The organism is Vibrio halioticoli NBRC 102217, from assembly GCF_000496695.1.
GTDB classification, from domain to species: domain Bacteria; phylum Pseudomonadota; class Gammaproteobacteria; order Enterobacterales; family Vibrionaceae; genus Vibrio; species Vibrio halioticoli.
Map to the genome: position 1 here is coordinate 142,888 of NZ_BAUJ01000003.1, position 21,131 is coordinate 164,018.

Below are 21,131 nucleotides of genomic sequence, written 5' to 3' on the forward strand. Positions count from 1 at the left end.
ATGCGTTTGAATACTCTATCACCGGCTGCTGGTTCTAAGCCTTCTAAGAAGCGCGTAGGCCGTGGTATCGGTTCTGGCCTTGGTAAAACAGGTGGCCGTGGCCACAAAGGTCAAAAGTCACGCTCTGGCGGCAGTGTTCGTCCAGGTTTTGAAGGCGGTCAAATGCCTTTGAAACAGCGTCTACCTAAGTTCGGCTTCACTTCTCGTAAGAGCCTAGTGTCTGCTGAAGTTCGTCTAGCTGAGCTAGCGAAAGTAACTGGTGACGTTGTAGATCTAAACAGCCTTAAAGCTGCTAACGTAATCACTAAGAACATCGAATTTGTAAAAGTTGTTCTTTCTGGTGAAATTAACAAAGCTGTGACTGTTAAAGGTCTTCGCGTAACTAAAGGCGCTAAAGCTGCTATTGAAGCTGCCGGCGGTAAAATCGAAGAATAATCTTCGAGGGAAAGGTACAGATGGCTAAAAAACCAGGACAAGATTTTAGTAGTGCAAAAAGTGGCGTATCGGAATTGAAAACACGCCTGTTATTCGTAATAGGTGCCTTGTTGGTGTTTCGTGCGGGTTCTTTTGTGCCGATCCCTGGTATTGACGCGGCTGTACTTGCCCAACTGTTAGACCAGCAACAAGGTACCATCGTTGAAATGTTCAACATGTTCTCCGGTGGTGCACTTTCGCGTGCATCTATCTTGGCCCTTGGTATCATGCCGTATATTTCGGCATCGATTGTGGTCCAATTGCTAACTGTTGTTCACCCTGCTTTAGCTGAGCTAAAGAAAGAGGGTGAGGCTGGCCGTCGTAAGATAAGTCAGTACACACGTTACGGCACGCTCGTACTTGCAACATTCCAAGCTATAGGTATAGCAACAGGCTTACCGAATATGGTCGACAATCTGGTTGTTATCAACCAAACCATGTTCACCCTGATTGCAACCGTAAGTTTAGTAACCGGCACCATGTTCTTAATGTGGTTAGGTGAACAAATTACAGAGCGCGGAATTGGTAACGGTATATCGTTAATCATCTTTGCAGGTATTGTTGCAGGATTGCCTAAAGCAATCGGGTCTACAATTGAGCAGGCGCGTCAAGGTGAATTGCACGTGCTTCTTCTACTGTTAATCGCAGTAATTGCATTTGCTGTTATCTACTTTGTTGTATTCATGGAACGTGGTCAGCGTCGTATCGTCGTTAACTACGCCAAGCGTCAACAAGGTCGTAAGGTATATGCAGCGCAGAGTTCACACCTACCATTGAAAATAAACATGGCTGGTGTAATCCCTGCAATTTTCGCATCAAGTATTATTTTGTTCCCAGGAACATTAGCACAGTGGTTCGGTCAGAACGGCGAAAGTGCGACATTCGGTTGGTTAACTGATGTGTCACTAGCATTAAGCCCAGGTCAGCCGCTATATGTTATGCTTTATGCGTCAGCGATTATCTTTTTCTGTTTCTTCTACACGGCGTTGGTATTCAACCCGCGTGAGACAGCAGATAACTTGAAGAAGTCTGGTGCTTTCGTACCCGGCATCCGCCCAGGAGAGCAGACAGCTAGATACATTGATAAAGTAATGACTAGACTAACCCTTGCAGGTGCTCTATATATTACCTTTATCTGTCTGATTCCCGAGTTCATGATGGTCATGTGGAACGTACGTTTCTACTTTGGCGGTACATCACTACTAATCGTAGTTGTTGTAATCATGGATTTCATGGCACAGGTACAGACTCATCTGATGTCACAACAGTATGATTCTGTGTTGAAGAAAGCAAATCTGAAGGGTTATGGCCGTTAATTCGGTTGTAGTTCCAGATTTCATTTACGGAGTTTAGCAATGAAAGTTCGTGCTTCCGTTAAAAAAATCTGCCGTAACTGTAAGATCATCAAGCGCAACGGTGTTGTGCGTGTGATCTGCAGTGAGCCAAAGCATAAACAACGCCAAGGCTAATTAGCAGAAGTTTTTACTTGAAAAATTGGGTAGGTTCGAGTATATTCCTCGGCCTACCTTTTGCGTGCAAAAGAAGTAGTATGCCGCAGCGTATCCTAGACGGGCTCTGCTGCGGATAATTCTTTACATAAGTACTAGGAGTGAATAGTGGCCCGTATAGCAGGCATTAACATTCCTGATCATAAGCATGCTGTGATTGCATTAACTGCAATCTTCGGCATCGGTAAGACTCGTTCTCAAGCTATTTTAGCTGAAGTGGGTATTGCTGAAAATGTTAAGATCAGTGAACTAACTGAAGATCAGATCAATCAACTGCGTGATGGTGTAGCTAAATACACTGTAGAAGGTGATCTACGCCGTGAAGTATCAATGAACATCAAGCGTCTTATGGACCTTGGCTGTTACCGTGGTCTTCGTCATCGTCGCAGTCTACCACTACGTGGACAGCGTACTAAAACCAACGCTCGCACCCGTAAGGGTCCGCGTAAGCCGATCAAGAAATAGTCGGAAGGGTAGAGTACAATGGCAAAACAACCAACTCGCGCACGTAAACGCGTTCGCAAGCAAGTAGCTGATGGCGTAGCGCACATTCATGCTTCTTTCAACAACACAATCGTGACCATTACTGACCGTCAAGGTAACGCACTAGCTTGGGCTACTGCAGGTGGTTCAGGTTTCCGTGGTTCTCGTAAGTCAACTCCGTTCGCAGCTCAGGTTGCAGCAGAGCGCGCTGGCGAAATGGCTAAAGAATATGGCCTAAAGAACTTGGAAGTTATGGTTAAGGGCCCAGGTCCAGGTCGTGAGTCAACTATCCGTGCACTAAACGCTGCTGGATACCGCATCACTAACATCGTTGATGCAACTCCGATCCCTCATAACGGTTGTCGTCCACCTAAGAAACGTCGCGTTTAAGTTTCGTTTTTAGGAATATTGGAGAAAGAACATGGCTAGATATTTGGGTCCTAAGCTGAAGCTTAGCCGTCGTGAAGGTACTGACTTATTCCTTAAGTCTGGTGTCCGCGCGATCGATACCAAGTGTAAAATTGATAACGCACCAGGTGTACACGGCGCTCGTCGCGGTCGTCTATCTGAATATGGCGTTCAGCTTCGTGAGAAGCAAAAAGTTCGTCGTATCTACGGCGTTTTAGAAAAACAATTCCGTAACTACTACAAAGAAGCTGCACGCCTTAAAGGCAACACAGGTGAAAACCTGCTTCAGCTTCTAGAAGGTCGTTTAGATAACGTAGTTTACCGCATGGGCTTTGGCGCAACTCGCGCAGAAGCACGTCAACTAGTTAGCCACAAAGCTATCCTAGTTAACGGTAAAGTTGTTAACGTTCCTTCATTCAAAGTAGCGGCAAATGACGTTGTTTCAATTCGTGAGAAAGCTAAAACGCAATCTCGCATTAAAGCCGCTCTAGAAGTTGCTGAACAACGTGAAAAGTCAATTTGGATTGAAGTAGATGGCAGCAAAATGGAAGGCACATTCAAACGTTTACCAGAACGTTCTGATCTGTCTGCTGACATCAACGAACACCTGATCGTCGAACTTTACTCTAAGTAAGGTTTAAACTAAAGAGAGGACACAATGCAGGGTTCTGTAACAGAATTTCTTAAGCCACGTCTTGTTGATATCGAACAGATCAATACGACACACGCAAAAGTAACTCTTGAGCCATTAGAGCGTGGTTTTGGCCATACTCTTGGTAATGCACTTCGCCGTATTCTTTTATCTTCTATGCCGGGTTGTGCCGTAACAGAAGTTGAGATTGAAGGTGTGCTACACGAATACAGCACTAAAGAAGGCGTTCAAGAAGACATTCTTGAAATCCTACTGAACCTTAAAGGTTTGGCTGTACGCGTAGCGGAAGGCAAAGATGACGTGTTTATTACACTGAACAAATCAGGCTCAGGCCCTGTGGTTGCAGGTGACATCACCCACGATGGTGATGTAGAGATCGCTAACCCAGAGCACGTTATTTGTCATCTAACCGATGACAACGCTGATATCGCTATGCGTATCAAAGTTGAACGTGGTCGTGGTTATGTTCCAGCTTCATCTCGCATCCATACTGAAGAAGATGAGCGCCCAATCGGTCGTCTACTTGTTGACGCAACTTACAGCCCAGTAGACAAAATTGCCTACGCTGTAGAAGCGGCACGTGTAGAACAACGTACTGACTTGGATAAGCTTGTTATCGATATGGAAACGAATGGCACTCTTGAGCCAGAAGAGGCAATCCGTCGTGCAGCAACTATACTTGCTGAACAATTGGATGCTTTCGTAGATCTTCGTGATGTACGTGTTCAAGAACCAATCGAAGAGAAGCCGGAGTTCGATCCTATCCTACTTCGTCCTGTAGACGATCTTGAGCTAACAGTTCGCTCTGCAAACTGTCTAAAAGCAGAAGCGATTCACTACATCGGTGATCTTGTTCAGCGTACTGAAGTAGAGCTTCTTAAAACCCCTAGCCTTGGTAAGAAATCACTTACTGAGATTAAGGACGTGCTTGCTTCTCGCGGCTTGTCTCTAGGCATGCGCCTAGAAAACTGGCCACCAGCGTCAATCGCTGAAGATTAACCGATATTAGTTAGAAGGATTAGGTCATGCGCCATCGTAAGAGTGGTCGTCAACTCAACCGCAACAGCTCACATCGCAAAGCGATGTTCAGCAATATGGCTAGCTCTCTTGTACGTCATGAAGTTATCAAGACTACATTGCCAAAAGCAAAAGAGCTACGTCGCGTAGTTGAGCCTTTGATTACATTAGCTAAGACTGACAGTGTTGCTAACCGTCGTCTTGCATTTGCTCGCACTCGTGATAACGAAGTTGTGGCAAAACTATTTAACGAACTAGGTCCACGTTTTGCTGCCCGTCAAGGCGGTTACACTCGTATCCTAAAAGCTGGTTTCCGTACTGGCGATAAAGCACCAATGGCATTCATTGAGCTTGTAGATCGTCCAGTTGCTGAAGAAGCTGCTGAGTAATAGTTCAGTTAGAACTAAAAAGCCGAGCATTTATGCTCGGCTTTTTTGTATCTGCTATTTGGCTATTCGATAAATTTTATCTTCACGCTGCTTTATCAACTATCCCCATAAACTCGACAACGAACCTAATAAGCCACTACTGGCACCTTCAGAAGTCAGGTATTGCAAAATAACCGGTGCAAACTGAGATACTAATGAAGGATCAAGCCCTAAACTTTCAAAGGTACTCTTCACCGAATCCATATTGGTGATCATTGAGGTCAATCCGGTAGATCCTGTAAAGCTACTTAGCCCCGGAATAAGCGAGCTTAACTCACTGGCATTATCATCAGATAGCTGAGTTTGAGCTAAAGATAATAGTGCGCCGGCACCACCTGCCGCTTGTGTTGGCGTGACGTCCAGTTGGCTACTCAGTAGATCTGTAAGTGGTGTGCTTTGCGCTGAGTTTAGCTGTTGCGAGATTTGTCCGGTAAGCGCAGACATGTCAGTTTTCTTATCTTCATCGTCATCTGAGCCAAAGCCAAAGAATGCATAACTTGGCGTACTTAGCACCAAAGCGCTGATTAAGGTTGATACAGCTATTCCCTTCATTTCCAATCCCTCGTAATTTAAAGTTCTTCATACTGATATGAATTGCTTTAAGTCTAGGAAAGGATTGATAGCTTTGCTCGGAACTGGCAATAAAAAACGGCGCCTAAGCGCCGTCGTATCATTAGTTGAAAACCAATTCGTGGTTATTGATTCAATGCTTGCTCAAGATCGGCAAGAATATCGTCAATGTGCTCAATGCCAACCGACAAGCGAATCATTTCAGGCGCTACGCCCGCATTCTTCTGCTCTTGCTCAGTTAATTGGCGGTGAGTGGTGGAAGCCGGATGACAGGCTAATGACTTAGCATCACCAATGTTTACTAAGCGTTTAAATATTTGTAGCGCATCATAAAACTTCACCCCAGCTTCGTAGCCGTCTTTTAAGCCAAACGAAAGGATGCTAGATGGCTTACCTTGCATATATTTTTGTGCGAGTTCATAGAAAGGTGAGTCAGGTAGGCCTGCATAGCTCACCCAGCTAACTTTTGGATGGTTTTGCAAGTAGGTAGCCACCTTAATCGCATTCTCACAGTGACGCTCCATACGCAGTGATAAGGTTTCTAGACCTTGCATCAACATGAAGGCATTCATTGGTGATAATGCTGAACCGGTATTACGCAAAGGTACTGTGCGTGCACGGCCGATGAATGCAGCTTCACCAAAGGCTTCAGCATATACTACGCCATGGTAAGAAGGTTCCGGCTGATTCAATACAGCGAAACGTTCTTTGTGCTCTGCCCAAGGGAATTTACCTGAGTCGATGATCATGCCGCCTAAAGTTGTACCATGTCCGCCTACATATTTAGTCAGCGAGTGCACTACGATATCAGCGCCGTATTGGATTGGCTTACATACTGCGGGTGTGGCAACGGTATTATCCACAATGACAGGTACGCCTTTGGCGTGTGCGGCAGTGGCGATGCCTTCGATATCCACAATATTACCGGCAGGGTTACCGATAGATTCGCAATATACCGCTTTCGTTTTGTCATCAATTAACGCAGCCAGTGTCTCAGGCTTATCGTCAGCGGCAAATTTTACTTGGATACCTAAGCTTGGGAACATATGAGCAAACAGGGTGTAAGTGCCGCCGTATAGCTGAGGTGTCGAAACAATATTGTCACCCGCTTGCGCGAGGGTAAGCACCGCGTAGTGGATTGCAGAGCTGCCTGCACTTACCGCTAGACCTGCAATACCGCCTTCCAGGGCCGCCATACGCTTTTCTAATACATCATTGGTTGGGTTCATGATACGAGTGTAGATATTACCAGGAACGGCTAAATCAAATAAATCAGCGCCATGTTGAGCATCGTCAAATTCATAGGCGACAGTTTGATAGATTGGAGTGGCACATGATTTAGTGGTTGGGTCCGTTTCATAGCCATGATGTATTGCAAGAGTTTCGTCTTTCATTGGTTCTTCCTGTCCTTGTGAGCGAAATTAGAATTAAGATGCCATGTTTTACTATGGGTTCGCAAGGGCAGAGATAACAAGTTTTTGATATTAAGCAGATATAAAAAAAGGCTTTCTCCGAAGAAAAAGCCTTTATAAAACAATAGCTATGCGAGAATTACAGGATGTCCAGTAGTTCTACTTCAAATACTAGAGCTGCGAACGGAGGGATTGCAGCGCCAGCGCCACGCTCACCGTATGCAAGATCTTGTGGGATGTACAGTTTCCACTTAGAACCAACAGGCATTAGTTGCAGTGCTTCAACCCAGCCTTTGATAACGCCAGTTACAGGGAACTCAGCTGGTTGACCGCGAGATACAGAGCTGTCAAATACAGTTCCGTCAGTTAGCTCACCGTGGTAGTGAACACGTACTTGTGCTTCAGATGTTGGAACTTCACCAGTACCTTCAGTCAGTACTTCGTATTGAAGACCAGACTCAAGAACAGTCACTTCTGAACGAAGAGCGTTGTCAGCTAGGAATGCTTCGCCATCAGCAGCAGCAACTTTAGCTTGTTCAGCACGTGCAGCTTCTACGCGAGTGTGAAGTTCTTGAAGAGCGTTGTTGATTTCATCAACTTCGATTGCTGGCATGCCGCCAGTCAATGCTGTTGCGATACCTGCCGCGATTGCGTCAACGTTTAGGCCTTCAAGACCACTGCCAGCCAGTTGCTGACCCATTTGTAGACCGATACCGTAGCTAGCTTTTTGCTCTACAGTTTCTAATTGAACTTCAGACATAGTTGTCTCTCTCAGTTTTTGATATAAAGGCGCAAGCATACCAGTTCTGATTGAAGTTGAAAATTGTTGCTAAGGTCTGATATTCGATAGTGGTCAAATAATGTAGAAAAATTAAACCTAGGCCTAAATTTTGCTCTCAAATTGGTTAATTAAGCCTACTACTCGGTCAAATTAGTGCTCATTTGCAGTTAATTGTGTTTAATTATCTTTCACTGAGACCGAGGGTGTGTTCATTGCACTGTTTTTTTTATATCCTGATAGAAATGGATAAGTCGGAGTGATATAGGATGAATCGACGTACCCGCTCTAAGACACATACAGAAATGTTGACAGACAAGTGGAACCAAATAGAGTGGATGGCGCTACCTTCAAAGATAAAACAAGGGGTTACAGCTTTCCCTAAGTGGCATCGACGTGCGCTAATGATACTGGTACCTGTCACCTTAATACTCATTATTATGCCCGAACCTAAAGTCTCGGTTGATAAAGAAGTGAGCACGCCTGCCAATCAAAGAGTTTCTGTGCCTATTAATACTCGAGGTTTAAGTGAGCAAGGCACAAACACTGTGATTGCCTCTGGTTCTGAAACGAGTAGTCAAGATTCGGTGAATGGGCAGTGGATTGAGTACACAGTAAAATCCGGAGATACGTTAGCGAATGTATTTCGTAACAACGATCTATCGATGACCGATCTCAATGCCCTTGCTAAAATTGAAGGCGTAGACAAACCACTGAGCCAAATCAAGCAAGGTCAATTGGTTCGTTTTAAACGCGATGTGAACGGACGTTTAGATATTCTGCAACTAGAAAGCTCTGAAGAGTCGGTCATGTTTTTCCGCCTTTCAAATGGTGGCTTTGGTCGCAGTAAATAAACGCTATATTGCCTCTCGGCGCATGTCTATATGAGGAATCCCATCTTCCAGATAAGGTTTTGAGAATGCCTCAAAACCATGTCTTTGATAGAAAGCTTGTAAATGAGCTTGCGCACCAATCTCAATAGCTTGATTGGGCCATAGTCGCTGACATTCTGTTACCGCTTTTTCCATCAACTGGTGACCCAGATTGAGCTTTCGCGCTGTAGCGCTGACCACCACGCGCCCTATACTCACAGTAGGATATGAAATCCCCGCAGGAATTAAGCGAGCCACCGCAAGTACCTCATTATCTTGTAAAGCGATTAAATGCTTAACCCCTTGTGCATGATCTTTATTATCCAGTTCTGGATAAGCACAATCTTGTTCTACTACGAATACATCCACCCGCAGTTTAAGAATTTGATAAAGAAGGTGATTGTCGATTTCATCGAATGCGAGTAGTTGCCAATCGAGCATGAGCAGAAGTACCAGTGTCAGTAGAGATTAAGAACAATAGGTTAGCATAAGTAAATGTTGCTGTACTGAGCGGTATAGATGAGTGGTAACCAACTTAAGCTGAACAATGAGTCATTCTTAATATCCTAAGTCATCAGTTTGTTTTTAAGTCGATTAAGGAATAACAGATACAAATATAGAATTTCCAGTTATAAACTGTACACGGCATAATCATTTCACTCTTATAACAAGGATGTGATTATGCTCGACACTGTTGTTCCTATTAGCCCTCGCACTGCGATTGATTCAAAGCTGCCTTATACCGCACTACAACCAGGACAAGTGGCACTTGTTGGCGCAGGACCGGGTGATCCTGAGCTTTTGACCATCAAAGCATTGAACATGCTAAGACAAGCAGAAGTGATTCTGTATGACTACCTAGTGTCGGATGAGATCTTATCTTTGGTATCAGCCGATGCGATTTTGGTTTGTGTGGGCAAACGAGCAGGAGCGCACAGCGTCCCTCAGCATAAAACCAATCAGCTGTTAGTGGACTTTGCTAAACAAGGCTACCGAGTCGTGAGAATTAAAGGTGGCGATCCCTTCATATTTGGTCGTGGTGCAGAAGAGTTGGAAGTATTGGTGGATAATGGAGTTAGCTTTCAAGTTATCCCTGGCATTACCGCAGCATCTGGCGCGACAGCGTATGCTGGAATACCGCTGACACATCGAGATTATGCTCAGACGGCAATGTTTGTGACTGGGCATTTAAAAGATGAAGATTCGTCAGTAGATTGGTCGACCTTAGCGCGTAAAAATCAAACTCTGGTTATTTATATGGGTTTAATGAAGTCGAGCATTATCGAGCAGCAACTCACCCAGTATGGACGCGCGGCAGACACACCGATAGCGATTATTGAGCGCGGAACTCAAGCAGCACAAAAGGTCATTTATGGCAATCTATCGCAATTGAGTGAGCTATCTAAACACGCGGCATCTCCAGCCTTAATCGTAGTGGGAGAGGTGGTTGCTTTAGGTAAAAAACTAGCGTGGTTTGATACCGATGGCGTGCAAACAGAGCAGGCTCACGCTCAAGTAAAAGTAAAGTAAATTAAACATAAAAAGCCATACATAGACCCTCTATGTATGGCTCATCTTCCATTTTATCGCACTGTTATGTTAATCACTTAATCATCATACGGTTCCAGCGATGTCCCGTTTAGCAGGTAGCCAGTTTCGGCCAGTTCATGCTCGACGGTTTGCGCTTTTAGCTCACCGACCACATACACCACATCCCACAATTCTTGTACTGGCGCACCACTTGGGAATTTCACATAGATGATTTGGTTTGGTGGCGGTGGCGGAACGTGAATACAAGCACCAAAGTAAGGGACTAAAAGAAACTCAGTCACGTTATTCGCATCGCCTTCCAGTGGAATAACAAAGCCTGGGATTTTTACTTGGCTGCCATCAAGTTCGGTACGCACAGAACCAATTTTAGCTTGCGGTGCTGCGCCACCATCGTGTGATGAAGGCATCGGCATTTGTTGTTGATCAAATTGGGCGCGTTCACTTTCAGGAATCAGATCAATCCAATTCAGCTCTAGTGGTTCAGCGTGGGCTAACAGTGATGACAGGGTTAGTGCCAACATAAAAAAACATTGTGTGAGCTTTTTCATTGATAGTCTCTTAAATTCGAATAGTCATGCCATCAGCGAGTGACTGGCGATATGCTCTAAAGGCTGGAATGAAGCCGATGATAACACCAGCTCCAAGAACTAACCCGATTAAGGTCCATTCATGTGCGGTTAGCATACTTAATTCAATACTAATGCCATAGAGCTTTAGGATGATGGGTTTCAGGATAAATAACATAGCGTAAAGGCCCGCAACCCCCGTCACAATACCAGCCAGAGTTAGAGCGGTCGCTTCACTAATGAGTAAGGCAAAAATGTGTTTAGGGCGTGCACCCATAGCGCGTAATATGGCCATTTCTCGGCGGCGCTCTTGTAGGCTGGTAAGCAAGCTACTGAGCATACCAAGTAAACCTGAAATCACGACAAATCCTGACACAACCAGTAAAGCTTGTTCGGCAATGGACATCATTCCCCACAACTCATGCAGTGCAATACCCGGAAGAATGGCACTTAACGGCTCTTTGTTGTAGGTATTGATTTGTCGTTGCAGAGCAAAAGTCTGAATTTTTGATTTGAGCCCCAACATAAAGGCGGTGATCTGCTTAGGTTGGAAATCCATTTTTTTCAGTGCATCAGCGCCAGGGTTGCCGCCTAAATTGGCTCCAGATTCCCACCCTACGTGAATGGCTTCGATGGCTTTTAGGGAAACGTGCACCGTTTTATCTACCGGTGTGCCTGTTGGCGCTAAGATCCCCACCACTTTAAATGGAAGGTGATCGTGTCGGGCAAACCCTACGTCGGAAATGCCGTGCGCAATAATGATCTCTGTGCCAATTTTATAACCCAGAGTTTCTGCGACTTCTGAGCCAATGACAGTTTCGAATAATCCGGTAAATGGCTTACCTGCGCTCAGTTTTATGTGTTGTTTTTTGCCGTATTTAAAATGGTCAAAATAGGCTTGGGTCGTACCCATGACTCGAAAACCTTTGTGCGAGTCGCCAAGAGAAATAGGGATAGCCCAATCGACAACCGGGCTATGGCTAAACTCTTCAAAGCTTTTCCAGTCAATATTATTAGTAGCATTACCAATACGAAAAACAGAATAAAGAAGCAGGTTTACTTGGCCTGAGCGAGCACCAACAATTAAATCTGTACCAGAAATGGTGTTGGAAAAGCTGTTTTTCGCTTCGGTACGAATGCGCTCAACACCCAGTAATAAAATGACGGAAATAGCGACCGTCAAAATAGTGAGAAAAGCGGTTGTTTTTCGGTTTGAAAGGCTTTTCCAAGCTAAATGTGCAGTGGTGTTCATTTGCTTACTACCTCGGCTTTAACTTGATTGAGTTCTTGAAGGTTGAGGCGAGTATTGAACAGGCCTTCAAGGGTTGGATCATGGCTAACAAAAACCAAGGTCGATTTGGCTTGCTCTGTCTGCTCCATCAATAGCTCTAAAAATGCTGTGCGATTGGCAAAGTCTAATGAGGAAGTGGGTTCGTCAGCAATAATCAGTCGTGGTTTGCCGATTAAGGCGCGCGCTGCAGCGACGCGTTGCTGTTGACCAATACTGAGCTCGATAACGGGTTTATCTAATAACTCTTCTGCAAGGTGGAGGCGCTGTAATAGTTGGCGTGCTTGTTGTTTTAGGTCGCCATCAACTCCGTGTTTTCTTTGCTGTGAAAATTGGCAAGGAAGAATCACATTATCAATAACAGATAAATAAGGCAGTAAATTAAATTGTTGAAAAATATAGCCTATATTGTCAGCGCGAAAACGATCTCTTTGAGTTTGCGAAAGGCTAGATAATTCGGTGTCTAATACTTTAAGGAAGCCACTGTCACTGGTCGCGATACCGGTAAGTAAGCTGAGAAGTGTCGACTTGCCACAGCCACTAGGCCCTTTAATGAAGATGTGCTGACCTTGTTTAACCGTAAGTGTCGGTATATCTAAAGTAGGTTTGGAGTTACCCGGCCATGAGAAACGAACGTCTTTGAGTTCGATTACGGTATCTGTTTGAGAGTGTGTAGTCACTATGTTTCCTATTACAATCTGCCGAAAAGTGACGAGAAATGGTCACTACTTTTAGTTTAGTAGTGACCATAGAGACTAAAGCTTAATAACGCTGTTGCCTTTAGTGAGCTCTGTAGCAAGTTGAGCTGAATCTGTTAGCAAGTTTGCGTGGATAACCTTAGTGCCACTAAATAGCTTGAACCAATTTGTGTCAATTTGAGTCAGTTTACTCATATCTTTACATTGATATTGGTATGCAATGTTAAATTGACCATGTCCGTCATGATGCCCGTCGTGGTCGTGGCCTTCATGTGCATGATGATCGTGTCCGTCATGGTCATGCCCGTCGTGATCATGGCCGTCATGGTCGTGCCCCTCGTGGTCATGGCCTTCATGTGCGTGATGATCGTGCCCGTCATGGTCATGTCCATCGTGATCATGGCCTTCGTGGTCGTGACCCTCATGGTCATCATGATCACCCTCAGAAAGAGCAGGAGTCACTTCTTTAGTCGTGAGTGTACAACCCGCTTCATCACTGATTTGCAAAATAGAATCAGCAGAGTTTAAGTGCGCCATTGCTTTATCAAAAATCTTATGTTGCTCTTCCGTTTTTGGCATATGCTCAAAACCGATCACATCAGCGCCTGGAGCACGGATTTCAACTAAAAGATCTTGGCCGTCTTGAGCGATATTTAGCTCAACGCTGCCGTGTACATGAGCACCATGCTGACGGAAATGTTCTTCAGCGTGAGCTGAGATAGATGTTACCGCTAGCGTCAGAGCACTTAGGGAGAAAAGTAGTGGCTTAACAGCTTTTATCATTGTTCTAATTACCTATTGATGCAAAGTCGACGTATTGTAACGTCGGTATTTTTCATTCATATTTCTATATGGCTGTTATTTCTACTCAATTGAACCTCAAAAAGGCGTCAATATCATGACAAACAAGCCAATAGAGCTCATTTAGACAGCGAAGTTTATATGGTTGGGCTTATAGGTTACTTTTTACTAAAGAGATAACATGCTGTATTTCTTTAGGAGTTAATTCACCATCTTTAGCCCAAAGGATCTCTCCGTTTTTACCCTGAACTGCAATCATTGAGCTTTTTGCTTCAAGGTCCCATGCTTTAGCCACCGCACCATGTTCATCTAAGACAATAGAAGAGTATGGGAAATCACGTTTGCTATCTTCAGCACTGGATTTAACAAAAGAGCTGGTACCCCAGATAGCATCATCTTGATTCACAATAGTGGTCGTTTGATACTTATCTTTTGGGAAATCAGCACTAATAATCGCATCTATCATAGGCTTGTTTATTGCCTTAGCTGCAGAGCGCCCAGCGATAGCTTGGATTACGCGAGTTTTTCCTACCATGCTTGCTGAATCCCACTGATGATATGTTATATCATCCTGATTGGCTATTACTTCTCCAAAACTGGAAACATTCACCGCAGGCGCAGTTTTTCCAGTTGGCATATTCAGTGCCCATGAAGAACAAGGCACAGTGATAGCTAATACAGTGAGTAGGGTTTTTATTTGCATGTTTAAATCCATTGTTATGTGAATAGCCACTTATAAGTATGGCAACTACAAGTGATAATTTGCCTTAAGTATATGGTAAGTAGATTTATTTACACCTGTGAAGTTCCATATTAGTTCTGTGGAGGGAAGCAAATTCCTGTTCCGCCGAGGCCACAATAACCGTCTGGATTCTTGGCTAAATATTGTTGGTGGTACTCTTCGGCAAAATAATAAGGACCGGCTAAGGCGATTTCAGTGGTAATTGAAGCCTTGTCTGATTGCGTGAGCAGTTGCTGATAGGCTGTTAATGATGCTTTAGCAATACGCATTTGTTCATCGTCATAGCAATAGATAGCCGAGCGATATTGTGTGCCGGCATCATTGCCTTGACGCATCCCTTGAGTCGGGTCGTGTTTTTCCCAAAACAGTTGCAGTAAAGCGTCTAGGGAGATCTGTTGTGGGTCGAAAATAACACTCACTACTTCGGTATGTCCGGTTTGTCCGGTACAGACTTCTTCATAGCTTGGGTTTGGTGTATATCCACCGCTATAACCCACTGATGTTGAAATTACTCCTGCTGTGTTCCAGAAAAGGCGTTCGGCTCCCCAAAAACAACCCAATCCGAGTAATATGTTTTGGCAACCTTTCGCCGGTGGCGCGGTCAAATCAGTATGATTAACAAAATGATGACCCAGTTTAACGATAGGATTTGTGCGCCCAGACAACGCATCTTCCTTTGAAATCATGGTATGTTTATCAAACATGTGCTCTCCTAGCAAAAGTAAGTGTTTTTTAAATTTTTTATCACGGATCAATCCTTTATACTACTTAGTCGACCCATGGGGAAATTTTCTGCCTACACATCTGTCTCGTTACAGGAAGTACAGTAACCATTAAAAAATGAATCAACGCGTAATACGGATATTTATCGCTTTTGTCCTTTTGGTTGTAAGCCAAATGTGTCGAGCCGAGGCAACTCTCAACATCAACGGCCTTTCTAGTGAGGTCGAAGATAACGTTGAGGCGTATTTGTCTGCCATTCCAGAAGATGAATATTCCACCTCCCTTCGTTTTCAATCTCGTGTTGAAGATAGCATTGTTCAAGCCGTTAGGGCTTTGGGCTACTATCATCCAATCCTTCATTTTACTGTGAATGAGGAAGATCAAAAGCTCACGGTTGATGTCAAACTTGGCGATCCTGTAATGATTGATACTGTTGATATCAAGGTTAGCGGAGAAGCCAAAGACGATCGTGAATTTGCAGCCTTGATTAAGTCGAGTAACTTAAAAGTAGGTAAACGACTCAATCATGGTGAGTATGACGCACTTAAATCAGGCTTGCGTAATCTAGCGTTAAAACGAGGGTATTTTGAAGGCGACTTTAGCACTACTCGTTTAGAGATCTCTCCAGAGCTCAATAAAGCCTTTATTCATCTTCACTATGAAAGTGGTATTCGATATCGCTTTGGTCCAACTAAGATCTTGGGCTCTCAGATAGAAGAGCAACGAGTACAATCTTTAGTTCCATTTGAGCAGGGTGACCCTTATTTAGCCAGTAAGATAGGTTTGCTCAACCAAAACCTGTCCAGTACATCTTGGTTTTCAAGCGTATTTGTTGAGCCAGATTTGAGCCAAGTGGGTGATGGAAATAGAGAGTTGCCGATGACTATTCAGTTGTCACCACAATCACGTCACCAAGTCGAGACCGGTATCGGTTATTCGACCGATGTTGGCGTGCGAGGATCATTAAATTGGCGACGACCTTGGCTAAATCCACAAGGCCACAGTTTCGATAGTAGCTTCTCTCTTTCTAAACCAGAGCAAGAGATTGTGGTGGGTTATAAAATCCCTTTAGAAGATGTGCTGCGTGAGTACTACCGTGTTCAATATGGTATGAAGCATCTTGATAATAACGATACCACCAGTTTTGAATCCAGCTTAGGTCTAGAGCGACATTGGGCTTTGGATAGTGGTTGGCATCGAACCGTATTTATCCGCTTACTTAATGAAGATTTTACTCAGGGTTCTCAAGAAGATAACTTCACTATGTTGTTGCCTGGTGTGTCGTTTTCTAAAACACGTACCCGAGGTGGTCCTATGCCAACATGGGGTGATAAACAGTCCATTACTTTTGAGTATGGCGATCCGGCGCTGTTCTCCGAAGCTCGAGTTTTAAGGGTTCTGGGACGAACCACATGGATTCGCAGTTATAAAAAGAATCATCGTGGCATATTTTATGTCGGTGGTGGCGCAAACTTTACTGAGTCGGTATTTGACCTTCCGCCATCGTTACGTTTTTTTGCTGGTGGCGATAATAATCTGCGTGGTTATGAGTATGAATCCATCTCTCCAAAAGACGACGAAGGTAAGCTCACCGGGGCTAAGTTTATGGCCACAACCAGTTTAGAGTATCAGTACCGTGTTTATGGGGATTGGTGGTTAGCGACATTTGTAGATTATGGTGATGCATGGAACGAAACCCCAGAATGGAAAACCGGCACCGGTGTTGGTATTCGCTGGGCTTCTCCAGTAGGCCCTGTAAGGCTTGATTTTGCCTTTGGTTTAGATGCTGATGAAGGAACCGATAAGTTCCAGATTCACTTTGGTTTGGGACCGGAGTTGTAACTATGACAGAGCCAAAAAAAAATAATCAAGCCAACGCAGCTGCGCCAACGCCAACTAAGAAAAAACGTCCGTTATGGCGTCGCATTCTATGGACTCTTACCCATATATCGTTAGGTGTATTGGCACTTATTCTGCTTATCCTTATTTTGCTATGGGGACTGCTATTTACCAATCCCGGTTTAAACAGCATTCTTTGGGCGGCGGAAAAATTTGTCCCTGAGCTAAAGGTTGAAAGTACAGAAGGGGCGCTGCTTACTGATTTTGAGTTACACGGCATTGCCTATGATAACCCTGATTTAACCGCTGCCTTAACCGCCGACAAATTAGAGTTGGATATTCAGCTGCGCTGCCTTGCCGAAATGAAAGTGTGCATTAAAACTTTAGGGGTTGAAGGGGCCAATTTCTCATTAGCCCAACTGCCTGTGAGTGAGGATGTCGCCGAAGAACCAAGCGAGCCACTCACCAGCATTTCATTACCCTTTGGCTTAGGTATTGATATTGAGCGTTTATATTTCAACGATATCTCGCTTGACGTGTTAGGCAATAAAGCGGCATGGCGAACGTTTGAAAGTGGCGCAAAAATGCGTTTTGATAACCTTATTTTAAGCCCTACCATTTTTGATGGTGGTAGAGTCACTCTTGCTCCAAGCAAGGCAGAACCGCCCTCAAGCACGCCACCGCCTACCACAAAAGCTTCTGATGCACCGACCGATATTAATATCGTGTTGCCTGAAATATGGATACCACTGAGTGCAACGGTGCAAGACATTACGGTAACAGATTTTAAAATCACCGAACCTGCGGTTGAAATAACTCGAGCGCATCTGGTTGGTGAGGCCCACGGCAATAATGTCACGATTCAACAGTTTGAATTAGTGATGCCACAACTGGATTTAAATTTAGATGCCACCGCTGAGCTCAAGGGCGATTATCCTTTATCGCTAGATCTGGATGCAAAAATAAAACAAACCACCTTAGCAGGGCAATCTTTGTTCTTAAATGCCAAAGGCAGCGCCGCTGATTTGAGTTTAAATGCAGGGTTAAGGGATCTCGTGGTTGCTGATCTCGATGCTAATTTAGCTTTGCTTGATCCTAATATTCCATTTGATATTGATTTGACCAAAACCAAGGTGCAGTGGCCATTGCGCGGTGAAGCCGATTACAAAGCGCAAATTGCTCGTTTACAAGCCAAAGGCTCGTTAACCCAGTACGCACTGGATTTACAAGCGGCAGCTCAAGGTAAGCAGATCCCTGATGTCAATTTAGCTGTGGATGGTGAGGGGAATTTAGAGCAGATAGATCTGAAAAACATCAATGTACAAACACTTAAAGGTGTCATCAAAGGGCAGGTTTTAGCCAATTGGGCCGCTCCAATTAACTGGGATGCGAAGTTGAACTTACAGCATATCCAGCCAGGAAGTTATTGGCCGAATGCTGAGGGTGATATTAGCGGTGATATAGAAACTACCGGACGTTTGCCAACAAAAGGTGGTTGGGAAGTTGAGTTATCTCATCTGGATATTGACGGTATTTTCCGTAACTACCCGTTAAATATTAACGGTGTTTTGCAAGCGAAGGACATTTCCGGAAAAGGTGACTTTAGGGTTAATACTCCCGGTATTGTGGTGGCGCATGGTCAGAACAATATTCGAGTGTCTGGTAACTTAGACCAAAATTGGAATATTGATACTCGGTTAGATATTCCTGAAATCAAAAACACAGTGCCAGATGCCTCAGGTAAGGCGATAGGTTTAATTCAGGTTCGTGGGCCATTTGCGACCCCTGAGATCATTGCTGATGTTACCGCCACTAAAATTGCTTGGCTCGACCAACTCACTGTCGCATCTGTTTCCCTAAAAGGGGATGTCACCCCGCTACCTGCGCCGCAAGGCGATCTCGATGTCGTAGTGGCAGGGCTGCAGCATTTAGAACAAAAAGTGAAACGCAGTGAATTTAGCTTTAGCGGCTCTGAAGAGAATCATCGAGCCTCTTTTAGTATCGATTCTGATGTGTTGCAAGGGGGCTTTAGCGTTCAAGGTTCGTTAGATACTAAGCAAGGTATTCAATGGAAAGGCGAACTGCAAGATGCCAGTTTAACTACAGTGCAAGGTGAGTGGGTTGTCGACCACAGTCCCAAACTGGCCTATGACGGCAACACACAAAGTGTTTTTGTGGAAGCGCATTGCTGGTTACAAGCCGATTCTAAATTGTGCTTAGACAAAGATGTGAATGCTGGTCAGTCAGGGGAAGTTTTTGCCAGTATTCAGAGCTTTAACTTCTCACAGGTTGCCGCTTTGATGCCACAAGATATTTCGGTTGTCGGTACCGTTGATGCCACAGTGCGCGCCAAATGGTCGCCAAGCGCATTACCAGAGCTAGAGATGAAAGTGGATCTTCCACAAGGTAGTGTAACTCAGCAACTTGATCGCCCTTTGGTCGTAGGTTGGAATCGCATTGATGTTACCGCTAGCTTGCTCAAAGATGACTTAAAAGCCGATTGGGATATCGACCTAACCGATAATGGTGCGGTGAAAGGTCGGGTTGAACTGGATAAAGTCTCCAAAAAAGACAAACAGATTGATGCGCAACTGCAATTGCAAAAAATCACTTTAGATATGCTTGCTCCAATGTTCGGTGAGTTCAGTAAAGTGGCGGCTGATATCAATTCTGATATTAAGCTCAAAGGGCCGGTAACTAAGCCTCAAGTGTTTGGTGATTTTAGAGTAGAAAACATAATAGCCACCGGTGATATTAGCCCTGTGGATATCACAGGTGGTCAGGTAGTTGCTACTTTCTCTGGCTATCAAGGCAAACTGGATTCAACCATAGTGACCCAAGACGGTGACTTATTGATGAAGGGTGATGGAGATTGGCAAAATATTGATGATTGGAGAGCTAACCTCAGTTTGTCAGCTAACCAATTATTGGTCGAAGTGCCGCCAATGGTTAAAGCTAAGGTTGAACCCGATATTGATGTTGCAATATCTCCGGGATTAATTGATGTCAAAGGTGAAGTACGTTTGCCGTGGGGACGAATTACGGTTGAAGAACTTCCGCCATCGGCAATTTCAGTCTCTTCTGATGAAGTGATTGTGAATAAAGACCTGCAACCTTTAGAAGAAAGTAGCAAGTTCCCATTTGAAATAAAAACCAATATTAAGGTGGTGATCGGGGATGACTTCTTACTGAGCGCCTTTGGTTTGAAAGGCGGTCTGGTGGGTGAAATGAACGTTTCGCAAAAGAACAATGCACCGTTTATTTTGGGTGAAGTGAATATCGTTGATGGTAAATATCGCTCATTCGGTCAAGACTTACTTATTCAAGAGGGTAAAGTTCAGTTCAATGGTCCGGCCGATTTGCCATACTTATCCATTAAAGCGATTCGTAATCCAGATAACACTGAAGATGATGTTATTGCCGGAATCAAAGTTACTGGCCCTGCTGATGAACCAAGTATTGAAGTGTTCTCAGAGCCATCCATGCCGCAAGCCAATGCCTTATCATATATTTTGCGAGGACAAGATCTGGATAGTGAGTCCGGTGGCAATGCGATGACCACTGCCTTGATTGGGCTGAGTTTAGCTCGTAGTGGACGTGTGGTCGGTGAAATCGGTGAAGCCTTTGGCGTAAGTGATCTGCAACTTGATACCGCAGGTAGCGGAGATGATTCGCAAGTGACTGTGAGTGGCTACATTCTACCGGGGTTACAGGTTAAGTATGGCGTTGGGATTTTTGAATCTATTGGTGAATTTACCTTCCGTTATCGTTTAATGAAGGATCTCTATTTAGAGTTGGTTTCAGGTACCGATAGTGCAGTAGATTTGTTGTATCAGTTTGAATTTGATTAATCATATCAATCACACTAAGTAAGTGAGTATTTTAACAAGCTAGAATGACCCGTTATTTAGTACGATTGGTATCATAGACACAGGATGAGGGTATGCAGCATTTAGTTTTTGTTTACGGAACCTTAAGGCAAGGCGAGTCTAATCATCACCTTTTGCAAGAGAGTGATTTGCTTGGCATCTATGAAACACCCGCACAATATTCTTTGTATGATTTTAGTGCTTACCCTGGCATTGTGGAAGGTCACAACAGCATCACAGGAGAAGTGTATAGAATCAGTGATGAGGTGTTGGCTAAATTAGATATTTTGGAAGATATACCCATTGAATACCGCAGAGAGACTATCGACACCACCTTTGGTGAAGCTTGGATTTATATCTATCAGGGCACTGAATCAGGTAAAGCGATAGAGTCTGGAGACTGGAATCTACGTAATTAGTCATACAAATAACCCTAAAAATTATCTTCATTA

The 21,131-nt window shown here is 44.2% G+C and carries 23 protein-coding genes; 13 read left to right on the forward strand and 10 right to left on the reverse strand.

The features are described 5' to 3' along the window. The 8 genes from rplO (at position 1) to rplQ (ending at position 4,931) form a co-directional block, all read left to right on the forward strand. Positions 1–435, forward strand: a complete 435-nt coding sequence (rplO, locus tag VHA01S_RS00890) for a 50S ribosomal protein L15 (RefSeq protein ID WP_021712509.1) — start codon at positions 1–3, stop codon at positions 433–435. A gap of 20 nt (positions 436–455) precedes the next feature. Beyond that, positions 456–1,790, forward strand: coding sequence for a preprotein translocase subunit SecY (gene secY, locus VHA01S_RS00895; RefSeq protein WP_023402474.1), 1,335 nt, complete (start codon positions 456–458; stop codon positions 1,788–1,790). 39 nt (positions 1,791–1,829) lie between these two features. Next, entirely contained in the window at positions 1,830–1,943 is a 114-nt protein-coding gene (rpmJ, locus tag VHA01S_RS00900; protein WP_039969906.1) for a 50S ribosomal protein L36, read from the forward strand. A 147-nt stretch (positions 1,944–2,090) separates the two neighbouring features. After that, positions 2,091–2,447: a 30S ribosomal protein S13 gene (rpsM, locus tag VHA01S_RS00905; RefSeq protein ID WP_021712507.1), complete on the forward strand. Its 357-nt coding sequence runs from the start codon at positions 2,091–2,093 to the stop codon at positions 2,445–2,447. Positions 2,448–2,465: 18 nt separating this feature from the next. Then, positions 2,466–2,855 (forward strand): 30S ribosomal protein S11, encoded by a 390-nt coding sequence (gene rpsK, locus VHA01S_RS00910; RefSeq protein ID WP_004398450.1) that lies wholly within the window; start codon positions 2,466–2,468, stop codon positions 2,853–2,855. A gap of 31 nt (positions 2,856–2,886) precedes the next feature. Next, positions 2,887–3,507 carry a 30S ribosomal protein S4 gene (gene rpsD / locus VHA01S_RS00915; protein ID WP_021712506.1) on the forward strand — a complete coding sequence of 207 codons (621 nt, stop codon included), beginning with the start codon at positions 2,887–2,889 and terminating at the stop codon, positions 3,505–3,507. A 24-nt stretch (positions 3,508–3,531) separates the two neighbouring features. Continuing rightward, entirely contained in the window at positions 3,532–4,524 is a 993-nt protein-coding gene (locus VHA01S_RS00920; protein WP_023402475.1) for a DNA-directed RNA polymerase subunit alpha, read from the forward strand. Positions 4,525–4,550: 26 nt separating this feature from the next. Further along, a complete protein-coding gene (gene rplQ, locus VHA01S_RS00925; RefSeq protein ID WP_021712504.1) occupies positions 4,551–4,931 on the forward strand; it encodes a 50S ribosomal protein L17 in 381 nt (126 codons plus the stop codon). A gap of 99 nt (positions 4,932–5,030) precedes the next feature. Here rplQ and VHA01S_RS00930 read toward each other — a convergent pair whose 3' ends face one another. The 3 genes from VHA01S_RS00930 to bamJ form a co-directional block, all read right to left on the reverse strand. Next, the gene (locus VHA01S_RS00930; RefSeq protein WP_023402476.1) at positions 5,031–5,522 is read right to left on the reverse strand and encodes a DUF2780 domain-containing protein; all 492 of its coding nucleotides are present in this window, start codon (positions 5,520–5,522) and stop codon (positions 5,031–5,033) included. 143 nt (positions 5,523–5,665) lie between these two features. After that, positions 5,666–6,934, reverse strand: coding sequence for an O-acetylhomoserine aminocarboxypropyltransferase/cysteine synthase family protein (locus VHA01S_RS00935; RefSeq protein ID WP_023402477.1), 1,269 nt, complete (start codon positions 6,932–6,934; stop codon positions 5,666–5,668). A 157-nt stretch (positions 6,935–7,091) separates the two neighbouring features. Next, on the reverse strand, positions 7,092–7,712 hold the full coding sequence (bamJ, locus tag VHA01S_RS00940; protein WP_039969907.1) for a BamJ family beta-barrel-assembly machinery protein: 621 nt from the start codon (positions 7,710–7,712) through the stop codon (positions 7,092–7,094). 287 nt (positions 7,713–7,999) lie between these two features. On the opposite strand from bamJ, the gene VHA01S_RS00945 reads away from it, so the two are divergent. Continuing rightward, entirely contained in the window at positions 8,000–8,584 is a 585-nt protein-coding gene (locus VHA01S_RS00945; RefSeq protein ID WP_023402479.1) for a LysM-like peptidoglycan-binding domain-containing protein, read from the forward strand. A 3-nt stretch (positions 8,585–8,587) separates the two neighbouring features. Here VHA01S_RS00945 and VHA01S_RS00950 read toward each other — a convergent pair whose 3' ends face one another. Beyond that, positions 8,588–9,043, reverse strand: coding sequence for a GNAT family N-acetyltransferase (locus VHA01S_RS00950; protein WP_023402480.1), 456 nt, complete (start codon positions 9,041–9,043; stop codon positions 8,588–8,590). Between the two features lie 240 nt (positions 9,044–9,283). Here VHA01S_RS00950 and cobA point away from each other — a divergent pair, with 240 nt between their 5' ends. Then, positions 9,284–10,132: a uroporphyrinogen-III C-methyltransferase gene (cobA, locus tag VHA01S_RS00955; RefSeq protein ID WP_023402481.1), complete on the forward strand. Its 849-nt coding sequence runs from the start codon at positions 9,284–9,286 to the stop codon at positions 10,130–10,132. A 77-nt stretch (positions 10,133–10,209) separates the two neighbouring features. Here cobA and VHA01S_RS00960 read toward each other — a convergent pair whose 3' ends face one another. From VHA01S_RS00960 to msrA, 6 genes are all read right to left on the reverse strand, one after another. Beyond that, positions 10,210–10,701: a DUF3299 domain-containing protein gene (locus VHA01S_RS00960; protein WP_023402482.1), complete on the reverse strand. Its 492-nt coding sequence runs from the start codon at positions 10,699–10,701 to the stop codon at positions 10,210–10,212. Positions 10,702–10,711: 10 nt separating this feature from the next. Then, a complete protein-coding gene (locus VHA01S_RS00965; RefSeq protein ID WP_023402483.1) occupies positions 10,712–11,971 on the reverse strand; it encodes an ABC transporter permease in 1,260 nt (419 codons plus the stop codon). Continuing rightward, the gene (locus tag VHA01S_RS00970; RefSeq protein ID WP_023402484.1) at positions 11,968–12,687 is read right to left on the reverse strand and encodes an ABC transporter ATP-binding protein; all 720 of its coding nucleotides are present in this window, start codon (positions 12,685–12,687) and stop codon (positions 11,968–11,970) included. Before VHA01S_RS00970 ends, VHA01S_RS00965 begins: the two co-directional genes overlap by 4 nt. 75 nt (positions 12,688–12,762) lie before the next feature. Then, a complete protein-coding gene (zrgA, locus tag VHA01S_RS00975; protein ID WP_023402485.1) occupies positions 12,763–13,488 on the reverse strand; it encodes a zinc uptake protein ZrgA in 726 nt (241 codons plus the stop codon). A 169-nt stretch (positions 13,489–13,657) separates the two neighbouring features. Then, the gene (locus VHA01S_RS00980; RefSeq protein ID WP_039969909.1) at positions 13,658–14,209 is read right to left on the reverse strand and encodes a YtfJ family protein; all 552 of its coding nucleotides are present in this window, start codon (positions 14,207–14,209) and stop codon (positions 13,658–13,660) included. A gap of 110 nt (positions 14,210–14,319) precedes the next feature. Continuing rightward, positions 14,320–14,952, reverse strand: a complete 633-nt coding sequence (msrA, locus tag VHA01S_RS00985; protein ID WP_023402487.1) for a peptide-methionine (S)-S-oxide reductase MsrA — start codon at positions 14,950–14,952, stop codon at positions 14,320–14,322. Between the two features lie 136 nt (positions 14,953–15,088). Here msrA and tamA point away from each other — a divergent pair, with 136 nt between their 5' ends. From tamA to VHA01S_RS01000, 3 genes are all read left to right on the forward strand, one after another. Continuing rightward, on the forward strand, positions 15,089–16,813 hold the full coding sequence (tamA, locus tag VHA01S_RS00990; protein WP_039969911.1) for an autotransporter assembly complex protein TamA: 1,725 nt from the start codon (positions 15,089–15,091) through the stop codon (positions 16,811–16,813). 2 nt (positions 16,814–16,815) lie between these two features. Further along, complete coding sequence (gene tamB, locus VHA01S_RS00995; protein WP_023402489.1) at positions 16,816–20,661, forward strand: autotransporter assembly complex protein TamB; 3,846 nt, start codon at positions 16,816–16,818, stop codon at positions 20,659–20,661. A gap of 92 nt (positions 20,662–20,753) precedes the next feature. Beyond that, positions 20,754–21,098 (forward strand): gamma-glutamylcyclotransferase family protein, encoded by a 345-nt coding sequence (locus tag VHA01S_RS01000; protein ID WP_023402490.1) that lies wholly within the window; start codon positions 20,754–20,756, stop codon positions 21,096–21,098. Positions 21,099–21,131 lie beyond the last annotated feature (33 nt).

What these genes read in the sequence shown, in the direction of transcription:
- rplO (WP_021712509.1), top strand. Translation starts at nt 1, where the DNA reads ATGCGTTTGAATACTCTATCACCGGCTGCTGGTTCTAAGCCTTCTAAG.
- secY (WP_023402474.1), top strand. Translation starts at nt 456, where the DNA reads ATGGCTAAAAAACCAGGACAAGATTTTAGTAGTGCAAAAAGTGGCGTA.
- rpmJ (WP_039969906.1), top strand. Translation starts at nt 1,830, where the DNA reads ATGAAAGTTCGTGCTTCCGTTAAAAAAATCTGCCGTAACTGTAAGATC.
- rpsK (WP_004398450.1), top strand. Translation starts at nt 2,466, where the DNA reads ATGGCAAAACAACCAACTCGCGCACGTAAACGCGTTCGCAAGCAAGTA.
- rpsD (WP_021712506.1), top strand. Translation starts at nt 2,887, where the DNA reads ATGGCTAGATATTTGGGTCCTAAGCTGAAGCTTAGCCGTCGTGAAGGT.
- VHA01S_RS00920 (WP_023402475.1), top strand. Translation starts at nt 3,532, where the DNA reads ATGCAGGGTTCTGTAACAGAATTTCTTAAGCCACGTCTTGTTGATATC.
- rplQ (WP_021712504.1), top strand. Translation starts at nt 4,551, where the DNA reads ATGCGCCATCGTAAGAGTGGTCGTCAACTCAACCGCAACAGCTCACAT.
- VHA01S_RS00930 (WP_023402476.1), bottom strand. Translation starts at nt 5,522, where the DNA reads ATGAAGGGAATAGCTGTATCAACCTTAATCAGCGCTTTGGTGCTAAGT.
- VHA01S_RS00935 (WP_023402477.1), bottom strand. Translation starts at nt 6,934, where the DNA reads ATGAAAGACGAAACTCTTGCAATACATCATGGCTATGAAACGGACCCA.
- bamJ (WP_039969907.1), bottom strand. Translation starts at nt 7,712, where the DNA reads ATGTCTGAAGTTCAATTAGAAACTGTAGAGCAAAAAGCTAGCTACGGT.
- VHA01S_RS00945 (WP_023402479.1), top strand. Translation starts at nt 8,000, where the DNA reads ATGAATCGACGTACCCGCTCTAAGACACATACAGAAATGTTGACAGAC.
- VHA01S_RS00950 (WP_023402480.1), bottom strand. Translation starts at nt 9,043, where the DNA reads ATGCTCGATTGGCAACTACTCGCATTCGATGAAATCGACAATCACCTT.
- cobA (WP_023402481.1), top strand. Translation starts at nt 9,284, where the DNA reads ATGCTCGACACTGTTGTTCCTATTAGCCCTCGCACTGCGATTGATTCA.
- VHA01S_RS00960 (WP_023402482.1), bottom strand. Translation starts at nt 10,701, where the DNA reads ATGAAAAAGCTCACACAATGTTTTTTTATGTTGGCACTAACCCTGTCA.
- VHA01S_RS00965 (WP_023402483.1), bottom strand. Translation starts at nt 11,971, where the DNA reads ATGAACACCACTGCACATTTAGCTTGGAAAAGCCTTTCAAACCGAAAA.
- zrgA (WP_023402485.1), bottom strand. Translation starts at nt 13,488, where the DNA reads ATGATAAAAGCTGTTAAGCCACTACTTTTCTCCCTAAGTGCTCTGACG.
- VHA01S_RS00980 (WP_039969909.1), bottom strand. Translation starts at nt 14,209, where the DNA reads ATGCAAATAAAAACCCTACTCACTGTATTAGCTATCACTGTGCCTTGT.
- msrA (WP_023402487.1), bottom strand. Translation starts at nt 14,952, where the DNA reads ATGTTTGATAAACATACCATGATTTCAAAGGAAGATGCGTTGTCTGGG.
- tamA (WP_039969911.1), top strand. Translation starts at nt 15,089, where the DNA reads ATGAATCAACGCGTAATACGGATATTTATCGCTTTTGTCCTTTTGGTT.
- tamB (WP_023402489.1), top strand. Translation starts at nt 16,816, where the DNA reads ATGACAGAGCCAAAAAAAAATAATCAAGCCAACGCAGCTGCGCCAACG.
- VHA01S_RS01000 (WP_023402490.1), top strand. Translation starts at nt 20,754, where the DNA reads ATGCAGCATTTAGTTTTTGTTTACGGAACCTTAAGGCAAGGCGAGTCT.